General features: G+C 66.5%; 12 protein-coding genes. 9 read left to right on the top strand and 3 right to left on the bottom strand.

What is annotated here, in order from left to right:
- Positions 1-196 precede the first annotated feature (196 nt).
- From NV348_RS11685 to NV348_RS11665, 5 genes are all read left to right on the top strand, one after another.
- Entirely contained in the window at positions 197-1,078 is an 882-nt protein-coding gene (locus tag NV348_RS11685; RefSeq protein WP_447146940.1) for a hypothetical protein, read from the top strand.
- Between the two features lie 45 nt (positions 1,079-1,123).
- Positions 1,124-1,435 (top strand): hypothetical protein, encoded by a 312-nt coding sequence (locus tag NV348_RS11680; RefSeq protein WP_447146939.1) that lies wholly within the window; start codon positions 1,124-1,126, stop codon positions 1,433-1,435.
- Between the two features lie 15 nt (positions 1,436-1,450).
- On the top strand, positions 1,451-2,230 hold the full coding sequence (locus NV348_RS11675) for a hypothetical protein (RefSeq protein ID WP_447146938.1): 780 nt from the start codon (positions 1,451-1,453) through the stop codon (positions 2,228-2,230).
- Positions 2,231-2,283: 53 nt separating this feature from the next.
- The gene (locus NV348_RS11670) at positions 2,284-2,658 is read left to right on the top strand and encodes a hypothetical protein (RefSeq protein ID WP_447146937.1); all 375 of its coding nucleotides are present in this window, start codon (positions 2,284-2,286) and stop codon (positions 2,656-2,658) included.
- Between the two features lie 138 nt (positions 2,659-2,796).
- Entirely contained in the window at positions 2,797-3,834 is a 1,038-nt protein-coding gene (locus NV348_RS11665) for an ATP-grasp domain-containing protein (protein ID WP_447146936.1), read from the top strand.
- Positions 3,835-3,838: 4 nt separating this feature from the next.
- Here the strand turns inward: NV348_RS11665 and NV348_RS11660 are convergent, their stop codons facing one another.
- Entirely contained in the window at positions 3,839-4,729 is an 891-nt protein-coding gene (locus NV348_RS11660) for a LysR family transcriptional regulator (RefSeq protein ID WP_447146935.1), read from the bottom strand.
- A gap of 153 nt (positions 4,730-4,882) precedes the next feature.
- On the opposite strand from NV348_RS11660, the gene NV348_RS11655 reads away from it, so the two are divergent.
- Positions 4,883-6,310 carry an MFS transporter gene (locus NV348_RS11655; protein ID WP_447146934.1) on the top strand — a complete coding sequence of 476 codons (1,428 nt, stop codon included), beginning with the start codon at positions 4,883-4,885 and terminating at the stop codon, positions 6,308-6,310.
- Complete coding sequence (locus NV348_RS11650) at positions 6,307-6,801, top strand: pyridoxamine 5'-phosphate oxidase family protein (protein WP_447146933.1); 495 nt, start codon at positions 6,307-6,309, stop codon at positions 6,799-6,801. Before NV348_RS11655 ends, NV348_RS11650 begins: the two co-directional genes overlap by 4 nt.
- Before the next feature lie 54 nt (positions 6,802-6,855).
- On the opposite strand, the gene NV348_RS11645 is transcribed toward NV348_RS11650, so the two are convergent.
- Positions 6,856-7,491: a TetR/AcrR family transcriptional regulator C-terminal domain-containing protein gene (locus tag NV348_RS11645; protein ID WP_447146932.1), complete on the bottom strand. Its 636-nt coding sequence runs from the start codon at positions 7,489-7,491 to the stop codon at positions 6,856-6,858.
- Between the two features lie 222 nt (positions 7,492-7,713).
- Between NV348_RS11645 and NV348_RS11640 the strand changes: the two genes are divergently transcribed.
- A complete protein-coding gene (locus NV348_RS11640; protein ID WP_447146931.1) occupies positions 7,714-8,295 on the top strand; it encodes an NAD(P)-dependent alcohol dehydrogenase in 582 nt (193 codons plus the stop codon).
- Between the two features lie 120 nt (positions 8,296-8,415).
- Here NV348_RS11640 and NV348_RS11635 read toward each other — a convergent pair whose 3' ends face one another.
- Positions 8,416-9,549: a GDSL-type esterase/lipase family protein gene (locus NV348_RS11635; RefSeq protein WP_447146930.1), complete on the bottom strand. Its 1,134-nt coding sequence runs from the start codon at positions 9,547-9,549 to the stop codon at positions 8,416-8,418.
- Between the two features lie 107 nt (positions 9,550-9,656).
- Between NV348_RS11635 and NV348_RS11630 the strand changes: the two genes are divergently transcribed.
- Positions 9,657-10,139 carry a MarR family winged helix-turn-helix transcriptional regulator gene (locus NV348_RS11630; protein WP_447146929.1) on the top strand — a complete coding sequence of 161 codons (483 nt, stop codon included), beginning with the start codon at positions 9,657-9,659 and terminating at the stop codon, positions 10,137-10,139.
- The last annotated feature ends 33 nt before the right edge of the window (positions 10,140-10,172 follow it).

Raw genomic sequence — 10,172 nt, 5'->3', positions numbered from 1 at the left:
TCAGCAGCACCGAGCGCCGCGGAGACCACCTCCGCGGCGCTCAGCGCTGCCGGTCGGCCCCGCAGGTAGCGTGCTCGATAGTGCTGCGCGAGATCCGAGGGAACCAACCACGCTGCCGCCGCGTCCAAGTAGGCATGCACCACAACAACCCGCTGCTTCGTCCGCAGAGCTCCGGACACCGACCCGAGGTCTTGTGATGGCCGGCGGATACTTCAATCACTACGACGATCCGGAAGAGTTTTGGGACGAGGAACCTCTTGCCCGGAAGTCGGCGTCGCCGCCGTGGGAGACCTCACCCGCTCCCGCTCCGCCGTCGAATTACTCCGAGCCGGCCCCCGCCGCGCCTCGTGCTACGAATCCATTCGACATCGACGATCTCATGCAAGAGTTCGCGAAATTCCATGCGTACACCCAGGCGATCTCCGGCTTGATGCAGGAGGTGATGTCCGCCGGGCCGGATCGAGCTATGGCTCGCGACAGCACAGGAGCCATCGAAGTCGGTATCAACACGGCCGGCGAGCTGACTGAGATAGCGGTATCGGACGACTGGCGGAGGGTGCTCGATCAGAGCACTCTCGGGCAGGCGGTGACCGACGCGGTCAGGAATGCCGAGCGGAAGCTCCTCGAAGCGAGGAGTATCACCGCGGTCGACAACGGCACGATCGACCAGCTCGAGGCGCTGAGCATGGAAGACGTTGTACCGACGAAGTTCACCGCGCCCGAGCCCCTTTCGGCTCCGGCCGGCGATGCCGGCCGACTGCTGGAGGATGCGCTGCAGATCCTGTCCGGCCGTCCTCGGGCCGCGAAGGTCGACACCTTCGTGGGCGAGGCCGGCACGGAGTCGGAGGTTTCCGTGTCGACCACGCTGGGCCGAAAGGGAATCTCTGAGTGCGTTGTTCGCATTCCTTGGGGCATGGATGTCGGGGGAAGCTCGATTTCCTGGGCGGTCAAGGAATCCTACGATCAGGCATACCGCCGTCGGCTAGATGCCGGGTCCGGTGGATTCGGATCCGCCGGTGGCGCGATCAACGAGGCGATCCAGGCACTCGTCGACATGCAGATTCGACCACCGCGGTGATACCGGCGGAGCATTCGACTCATCACATCGAGGAAGGGGACGGTCATGGGTGCTGATCCGGAAAAGCTCGCGGTCGCTACGGGGTCGTTGCGGAACGATGCCACCGTGTGGGACGGCAAATCCACCACCATGTCGGAGATTCAGGCAAAGATACAGGGCCTGACCTTCACCCACATCGAAGCGGGATTGTTCTTCACGATCACGAGCGCGAACGACAAACTCGTGACAGATCTGACCGGCCGATCGGGTGAGGCTGCGCAGCGCTTCACGGAGGTGGCCAACGTACTGCGTGTCTGTGCGGATACCTACGAGGCCGAAGACAACGCGGGCAAGCACAACCTCGATAGCATCTGGTAGACCGGGAAGCTGATCATGACTTTCGATATCTCTCAATACAATTCCGTGCTCGATGGACTGGACAAGTTCTTCGGCAAGGTCGACAGCGCGATTACGACGGATGTCCCGAACGCACAGGCCGACGCTCTCGACCTTCCGTATGTGCGGTTGCTGCCGTCGCTGCAAAAGGTCATCAACGCTTGTGCGGACAAGATCGTCGAGATCTGCAATTGGATCTGGACAAAGATCAAAGAAATATATACCGGAATACGTGCGCCGTACGAGATGTATCTCCGCAGCCAGGACTGGGCCGATGTCCGCGACGATGTGAACGGGGTCAAGCAGGGGGTCGACCCCAATAATGTGGAAGCTCTCCGGTATTGGGAAGGCACTGCGCGCATCGCGTACATGCAGACGTGCACCAGTCAGAGCGCGGCCGCGGGAACGTTCTCCGACATCGCCGAGAAGGCCCGGAGCGCGATGATGGATGCCGCGGTGGGCGGCCTCGCCTTCTACGTCGGGATCCTGGTCATCTGCGCCGAGTTCTTGCTCGGTCTCGCCAGGGCGATCGGCGAGCTGCTCTCCGGCGTCGGAGCGCCCATCAGCATCGTCGACATCGCCGCCACCTCCGGTATCTCCACCGCCGCCATCTGGGCGGCACTCGCCGCGCTCTCGACGTTCCTCGGCGCCCAGGCGAAGGCATTCGGGGACCTGGACAGGTCCTTCCCCGAAGGGAAGTGGCCGGATTCGCAGTCCGCGAGTTTCGGTGACGCATCGGTCGAAGGAGACAGTGAATCCAATTGGAAGATCGCGTGAGTATGTCTCCGGATCGGGTCCGGGACGTAGCTCGCTGGGAGCAGCGTGTCCGCTTGTTCGGACTCGCTGTACTGGCGGTGCCGCCCACGCTGATCGGGTGTGGGCTGATGTTCACCTTTGTCGGTGAGTGGGCGGGTGTCGGTCCGGTTCAGCGAGTTGTCATCGGCTGCGCTTTGCTGATGCAGGTGCCGGCGATCGGGCTCAGCCTGCGGGTGCCGCCGACCGGAGGGCGCCTGATCGCGGTGCGCAGCGCATTCTTCGCTGCCTACGCCGCGGTAGCGGTAGCGGCGGCTCTCCAGGCTCGCGAGGAGGACTGGGAGATCCTGTCCGTCCCCGTCTTCCTGATGCTGATCTTCTCCCTCCACGCCCTATACGAACGCTGCGTCCGCCGCTTCGAGACGTTCGGCGGGGTGGACGGCGGGGTGTGACGTGCAGTCTTTCGTTCCGAAATGTGCGCGACGCGGAACCGGGATATGGTCCGGGTTCGCGACGGGAACAGGAAGGGAGCGGTTGCCATAACGCTTCGGATTTGGCTGAGTAGTGCAGGTGCGGCGACCGTTCAGGTCATGCGGTTGCTACGGGAGAACCCGGACGGCGTGGACGTCACCATCTACGCCAGCAATGTGGATCCGGGTGCGGCCGCTCTCTCGGTGTGCGATGTCTCGGCGATCGAACCTCGGTATGTCGGCAACGAGGAGTACGCGCAGTTCGCGCTCGACTTCTGTCGGACGCATCGCATCGATGTCCTCATCCCACCCCGGCGTCTCGATGCGCTGGCGGGGCGGGTCGCGGACTTCGCGGCGGTCGGCACCAGTCTGATGTGTTCGCCGTTGTCAGCGGTGCGGGCGCTGACCAGTAAGGTCCGCACCTACGAGATCGCCGGTGCGGCAGGCATTCCCGTGCCACCGTGGCGGGAGGCCACCGACGTCGACGAGTTCTACGCCGCCGTCGACGAACTGTCCCGGGGTGGGGAGACGCTCTGCATCAAACCCAGCGGTGAGTACTCGGCGTTCGGCTTCCGCATCCTGGACGACCGTCCGCTGACCATGGCGAGCTTGCGCGTCGCGCCCCGGCCGGTCGCCTCGGTCGAGGCGGTCGCGGGTGCCCTGCGCCGGGCGGCGGAGGAGGGGGAGTCCGTGCCCCCGCTGCTCGTCATGCCGTTTCTCGACGATCCGGAGATCAGCATCGACTGCCTCTCGGCCCCGGGAGGTGAACTCCTGGTGGGCATTCCGCGCGCCAAGCAGGGCCGCTTCCGCATGCTGCTGGACGACCCCGCGGTCGTCGATATCGCCCGACAGCTGGTCCACCACTTCGAACTGGCCTACCTGACCAACGTCCAATTGCGTTATCGCGGCGGGGAACCGGTGCTACTCGAGGCCAACCCGCGGCCGTCGGCGGGTCTGTTCCACACCGCCTTCGCCGATGTGAATCTGCCATGGGCCGCGGTTCGGCTACTGCTGGAACGGGATTCAGGGCTGCGGCTCCCGCCGCGACTCGGGGCCTGTCTGGCCGTGGCCGAAGCGGTCATGGAGGTCACGACCGGGCTGGACGGCCAGATGCCGGCCCCGGGGCACCGGAACGCGGCGGATCTCGTCCCGGGCTGACGATTCACGAGGGTGTGGCGATGTCCGCGGACGTCTCGATCGCTGCCTGTACGAACGCCCTGACCATCGCCGTCGCCCCGGTCGACCGCCAGATGAGGCCGTAGGTGACCGGCGGCGCGTCCGTGAACGGCAGATACGCGAGCGTGGGTCGCGGATAGTAGCGCGCACCCTGCGCCGCGCACACGGTAACCCCCTTGCCCGCAGCGGCCAGGGTGAGCAGTTCCTGCCAGTACGTGGTCGTCTGGACAGGTCTGCTGTTCGGGGTGTGCGGCGGAACGAGGTCGTCGAGGAAGTACCCTGGCAGCCCGGCGATCGCGAGAATGGTCTCCCCACCGAGGTCCTCGGCGCGGACTTCCGCGCGCTGCGCCAGCGGGTGCAGGCTGGACACCGCGAGCACCCGCGAGTCGGAGAAGATCGGGGGCCCGGTGACGAGATCGGGCTCGTCCACCGGGAATTCGACCAGCGCGAGATCCAGCTCACCGTCGCGCAACGGCCCGTACCGATCCGACAGCTGGACCTCGCGGATCGCGACCTCGCAGTCGGGATGACGGGCGCGAAAGACATCCGCGATCGTCATCACCCTCTCGCCCGCCAGCGGACTGGAGAATCCAACGGTCAAGGTGCCCACGATGCCGCGCGCCGCGTCGGCGGCCCGAGCGACCGCCTGCACGATGCCCAGCTGATGCGGCGCCAGATCCGCGAGCAACTGTTTGCCGATCGGGCTCAACGCGACTCGCCTGCTGGTGCGATCGAACAGAGGTGCGCCGACGCGCCGCTCCAGCGCCCGCACCAGCTGGCTCACCCGTGCCCGCGACAGGTGCAGCCGCTCGGCGGTGCGGCCGAAATGCAATTCGTGCCCGAGGGTTCGGAAAACCTCCAGTTCCTGCCAGTCCATCGTCACCCTCTCGATCGGTAAGCGTGCCTTACCGACAGGTGAGCACTTTACCGTTGTTCCGGGCATCGCCCCTGGTCGAAGCTGATTCCGGCCACCTGATCCAGCGTGGCCATCTCGCTCACCACCGGGTGACGTGTCGAAGAATGGAAAGAAATGGTGCTGCAAGTAGCCGACAGCGACCGGATGAGCGGTCGCGTGTGGGGGATGCTGCTCGTCTTATGTGCGGCGATTTTCCTCGAAGGCGTGGATGTGTCGATGATGGGCGTCGCGTTGCCCGCCATTCAAGCCGATCTGGGGATGACCACCGGCGAACTGCAATGGGTGGTCAGCGCCTATGTGCTCGGGTACGGCGGCTTCATGCTGATGGGCGGCCGGGCCGCCGATCTGCTCGGCCGGCGGCGGATGTTTCTGTTCTGGCTGGCGATGTTCATGATCTTCTCCGGTCTGGGCGCCTTCGCCGGCGAAGGCTGGGTGCTGATCCTGTCCCGGCTGGTCAAGGGCATTGCGGCGGCGTTCCTCACGCCCGCGGGCTTGTCCATCATCACCACCAGTTTCCCGGAGGGCAGGCTGCGCAACAAGGCGCTGCTCGTGTATGCGGGCACTGCGGCCGCCGGGTTCTCGCTCGGACTGGTCGTCGGCGGTCTGTTGACCACGATCGACTGGCGGTGGGTCTTCATCGCACCAGTCGTCCTGACCGCGGCTATCCTGGCCGCCGCCATCGTGCTGGTGCCGAAAGATGAACAGCTCGAACGTTCTTCCAGCGGATTCGACCTGACGGGCGCGGTCAGCGTGACCGCCGCCGTGCTGCTGCTGGTCCTCTCGGTGGAGCGCTCGACGCACGTCAGCGCGGCTCAGACCATCCTGATGCTGGCCATCAGCGCGGCACTGCTGGCGGTGTTCGTGTTCGCCGAGCAGCGCTCGCGCTCGCCGCTGGTCCGGCTGGGCATCTTCGCCTCGGGACCGCTGGTGCGCGCCAACCTCGTCGCCATGCTGTTCTCCGGTTCGTTCTTCGCCTTCCAGTTCATCGCGGTGCTGTATCTGCAGCAATTGCGCGGCTGGTCGCCGTTGCAGACCGGACTGGCGCTGCTGGCCATCGGCATCGACGCCGTCCTGGCCCCCACGCTCACGCCGTGGCTGGTCAACCGGTTCGGCAATGCCCGCGTGATCTTCGGCGGGCTGCTCACCGCCCTGCTTGCCTACGCGCTGTTCCAGCCGATCGGTCTGGACTGGACCTATGTCGCGATGTTTCCCAGCATGATCCTGCTCGGCCTGGCCTTCGCGCTGGTGTACGGGCCGCTCACGATCGCCGCCACCGACGGTGTCGTCGAAGAGGAACAGGGCCTCGCCGGTGGCCTGCTCAATACTTCGTTCCAGTTCGGCGCCGGAGTGGGTTTGGCGATCGTCACCGCGGTGAGTACGGCCGCTATCGGTGGTGCCACCACTTCGGCCGCGATCCTGGACGGCTATCGCACCGCGCTGTTCGTGCCGATCGTCGCGGCCGGGCTCGGTGCGCTGGTGATCTCCTTCGGTCTGCGTCGCTCGATCCCGCGGGCCTCCGTGCATAGTCCGGAGACGGTATGACGCTGAAAGTGGCATCGTTCCACGCGATCGAGGACGAATTCAACGCCTACGTGGGCACCATCGTGTCCGCCACCATGGTGACCGTCGACGCGAAGGGGCGACCAAGAACACGCGTTCTCATCCCGGTATGGGAACAGGTCGACGGCAGTCCGCTGGGCTGGTTGGCAACCTATCGGACCCGCGTCAAAGCGGCCCACCTCGCGGGCAACCCGTACACGAGCTTCTCGTACTGGGCCCGCGGGAACAACTCCGCCGCCGTCGACGCGCACGCGGAATGGGTCGACGACCTGAGTGTCAAAGCCCATGTCTGGCGCCTGTACCGGCAGACCAGCCCGCGCGGCGCCGGCTACAACCTCGGCGCGTTCTGGCATTCGCCGAACGACCCTCGACTACACGTCCTGAAGCTGACACCGTGGCGAATCCAGGTGATCCGGGGTAACGACCTGCGCAGCAGAATCTGGCAGCCGCCCGAAGCGTCCTCGGCATCCTGAGTCCATGGCTGCACCCCGGCTGTCGGCCGACCGCTGGGGTGCAGCCGTATCGGACTACGGGAGCACGCGACTCAAGCCATCGAGGAGCAGCTCGAGGCCGAAGGTGAAATCTGCTGTACCAGAATGTTTTCCGGCGATCACGAGCGCGGACAAGGCATGCAAATGGGGGTGGGTGTCGGTGGGAATGAGGGGGAGGAATTGTGCTGCCGCCGCGGCGTACTCGGAGGGGTCGAGGGGGAAGTTGATGGCCTGCAGGGTGAAGCCGTAGATGTGGCTATCGAGGGCGTTCCAGGCGCGGTCGGCTTGTTGGTAGGTGAAGCCCGCGGTGATCAGGCAGGCGAGGGTGGCCTCGACGTAGCGGAGCATGGCGGGGCCGACATTGACGCGGGAGCCGAGCAGGCCGGTGGCCCAGCGGTGGCGGAGCAGGACCTCGTGGGCCGAGGTGGCGCGGTGGCGTAGTTCGGCCCGCCAGTCGCCGTCCGCGCGGGGGACGTAGATCTCGGCGACGACCAGGTCGACGATGCCGTCGAGGAGGTCGTCCTTGTTGGCGACGTGGTTGTACAGCGACATCGCCTCCACACCGACCGCCTTGGCGAGTTTGCGCATCGACAGTGCGTCCAGGCCGTCGGTGTCGGCGAGGTCGATCGCCGCGCGCAGGATCCGTTCCCTGGTCAGCGGGGTGCGTGGCATGCGGCTCCTGACAATCCTTGACCTACTTACGGCGTAAGCGTAGCGTCTGACCCAGCAGACTTACACTGTAAGTGCGAGATGCGGAATGTCATGACCGGTGTGGACACGGCTGCGATGACAGCGTCGGTGGCTCCTCGCTATGGCGGGAGCGAGGTGTTGCGGACCGAGATCGTGCCGCGCCCGGCCCCGGGGCCGCACGAGGTGGTGGGTCCGGATTCGGGGATGACGGCTTTGCAGGGCCTGCGTGATATCGGCAAAGTCGCACCGGGCCAGCGTGTTCTGATCAACGGTGCGTCCGGCGGCGTCGGCGGCTTCGCGGTGCAGATCGCGAAGGTGCTCGGGGCGCACGTGACCGCGGTGTGTAGCACCCGCCACGTCGAGATGGTGCGCGGAATCGGCGCCGATGTCGTGATCGACTACACCGCAGTGGACTTCACGAAGTCCGGCGCCCGTTACGACGTGCTCTTCGATCTGGCGGGCAACCACCGGCTCCGTGATTGCCGCCGGGTACTGACGGCGAACGGAGTGTTCATCTCCTCCGCCGCCGCACCCGGCGACAACTGGTTCGGCCCGGTCCGCTGGCTCGGCGAGGTCGCGCTCACCGATCTGTTCGTCCGCCAGACGCTGAAGGCGCTGCTCATGCGTCCGGCGGCCGTCGACCTCGCCTACCTGGGCGGACTGGTCGCCGACGGTGCGGTGCGCCCGGTGATCGAGCATCGCTTCCCGCTGTCCGACGCGGCGGCGGCCATCGAGGTCTTCGCGCGCGGACACGCCTCGGGGAAGACCGTTCTCACCGCGCCGTGAAGGCTCGCTGTCAGTGACCACGAGGATCCGGCTGTGGTCCGCGTGCCTGCTTGCCCACCCGTATCCGGCGCGGTCTGCGGGCGCGAAGAGACCGCGTTCGAGAAGCGTTCCTCTGGTGCGTCACCTCGCGGTGAACAGGGCGGTCAGGTCGAGGGTGTGGGCCATGGCGGCGGCACCCGCGTCGTTGAGGTGCATGCCGTCGCCGCTGTCGAACTCGGGACGAATGAAATCCGGGCGCTCCACGTCGGCCACCGCGCGGTCGACGTCGAAGATCGAGTCGAAAATGTCCGTGTCGCGGATCCATTCGTTGACGGCGTGGCGGGTCGGCTGGGTTTCCAGCAGTGGCATGCCGGGGTAGACGCAGCCGGCGTAAGGGCCGATGGTCGCCACATGGATGCGCAGACCGGCCGCGTGCGCGCGCTCGGCGAGCTGGGTGAAACCGGCGATCAGTTCCGCGGTGGTGGCGGCGGGCTGGCCGCCCATCGCGCCGAGGATCAGGTCGTTGATGCCGAAGTTCACCAGGATATCGGTGACGCCGGGGACCTGGAGCGCGTCGGAATCCAGACGCGCCAAGCCGGATTCGCCGATCTCGTGGGCGGTGAGGCGGTTTCCGGCGATGCCGTTGTTGACCACCCAGCCTCGGGTGAGACGCGAGTTGATCACGTCGACGGAGCGACGGTTGGCGCTGAGGGTGGTGCCGACACCTTCGAACCAGGAGTCGCCGAACGCCACCGCGATCGGCGGCTGTGCCGAGGTGAGTACGTCGAGGCCGGTGACGAAGAACCGGAATGGAACTTCCTGTGCGCCGGGCAGTTCCACGTCGGCGGTGCGATCGCCCGCCGCGAGGTAGGCGATCTCGCCGGGCTGGTGGGAGAACGTCGCCGGACCGGTCGGTCCCGGGAGGTACAGGCTGAGCAGCAGGTCCTCGCCCGCGGCGACGGCCAGGTCCAGCGGATCGCTCACCAGCTCCGCGCCGGGCTCGATGACCGCGATCGGCGCGCCGTCGAAGCGGACCTCGGCATCGGCGGCGATCGCCGAACCCTCCTTGCGCACGGCCAGTCGCGCGGCGCCGATCATCAGCGGCGTCGACCCGTACCTGTTGGTGAGCCGGACCCGCACCGCGTCGCCGCCGCCCGCCAGGTGCAGCACCTGGCGCACCGTCTCGTCACTGAACGACCGCGATTCGGCGAGCTTGATCTGCTCGTCCGGGCTGATGACACCCGACCGGAATCCGGCGACCCAGGTCTTCTGCATGTCCACTCCATTAGTTGCCGTGAGGAATATTGCGTAGGCATATATCTACCCCGAAGTATTCCTCGTGTCAACTATCCGCATGGCAAGCATCGGTCTAGGGTGGTCTCATGCACGAACTGTTCGACGACCCCCGGCTGACCATCTCCGGCCTGCTCTTCGAGGCCCACAGCGGGCTGATCGCCAAGGTCGAGCCGACGTGGAACGCGCACGGTCTCTCCGGCCTCGACCTCAATGCCCTCATGCGCCTGAGCCGCTCGCCGAACCGCCGCCTGCGCATGTCCGACCTGGCCACCCAGACGGAGCTGTCCACCAGCGGCGTCACCCGGCTGGTCGACCGCCTCGCCACAGCGGGTCTGGTCGAACGCCGGCTCGACCCCACCGACCGCCGCAGTGCCTACGCGGTCCTGACCCCCGCGGGCATCAGCCGCCTCGAGGAAGTCCTGCCGGACTATCTCGACGCGCTGGAAACTTGGCTCACCGGCCGGCTCACTCCGGCCCAGCTCGACGGCCTGGTCACCGGCCTGCGCATCATCCGGGACGCCACCAACCCCTCGGCCACCGCCATCGCCGACGCGCCACGTCGGTCGTGAGTCCGGTGTCGCAGTGACACGCCGAGCCGATGT

This window comes from Nocardia fodinahabitans (genome assembly GCF_052983615.1).
The sequence above is the reverse complement of the archived record's forward strand: the minus strand, read 5'-3'. Positions and strand labels throughout refer to the sequence as shown.

What these genes read in the sequence shown, in the direction of transcription:
- NV348_RS11630 (WP_447146929.1), top strand. Translation starts at nt 9,657, where the DNA reads ATGCACGAACTGTTCGACGACCCCCGGCTGACCATCTCCGGCCTGCTC.
- NV348_RS11645 (WP_447146932.1), bottom strand. Translation starts at nt 7,491, where the DNA reads ATGCCACGCACCCCGCTGACCAGGGAACGGATCCTGCGCGCGGCGATC.
- NV348_RS11675 (WP_447146938.1), top strand. Translation starts at nt 1,451, where the DNA reads ATGACTTTCGATATCTCTCAATACAATTCCGTGCTCGATGGACTGGAC.
- NV348_RS11680 (WP_447146939.1), top strand. Translation starts at nt 1,124, where the DNA reads ATGGGTGCTGATCCGGAAAAGCTCGCGGTCGCTACGGGGTCGTTGCGG.
- NV348_RS11685 (WP_447146940.1), top strand. Translation starts at nt 197, where the DNA reads ATGGCCGGCGGATACTTCAATCACTACGACGATCCGGAAGAGTTTTGG.
- NV348_RS11665 (WP_447146936.1), top strand. Translation starts at nt 2,797, where the DNA reads ATGCGGTTGCTACGGGAGAACCCGGACGGCGTGGACGTCACCATCTAC.
- NV348_RS11640 (WP_447146931.1), top strand. Translation starts at nt 7,714, where the DNA reads ATGACGGCTTTGCAGGGCCTGCGTGATATCGGCAAAGTCGCACCGGGC.
- NV348_RS11635 (WP_447146930.1), bottom strand. Translation starts at nt 9,549, where the DNA reads ATGCAGAAGACCTGGGTCGCCGGATTCCGGTCGGGTGTCATCAGCCCG.
- NV348_RS11650 (WP_447146933.1), top strand. Translation starts at nt 6,307, where the DNA reads ATGACGCTGAAAGTGGCATCGTTCCACGCGATCGAGGACGAATTCAAC.
- NV348_RS11660 (WP_447146935.1), bottom strand. Translation starts at nt 4,729, where the DNA reads ATGGACTGGCAGGAACTGGAGGTTTTCCGAACCCTCGGGCACGAATTG.
- NV348_RS11655 (WP_447146934.1), top strand. Translation starts at nt 4,883, where the DNA reads ATGGTGCTGCAAGTAGCCGACAGCGACCGGATGAGCGGTCGCGTGTGG.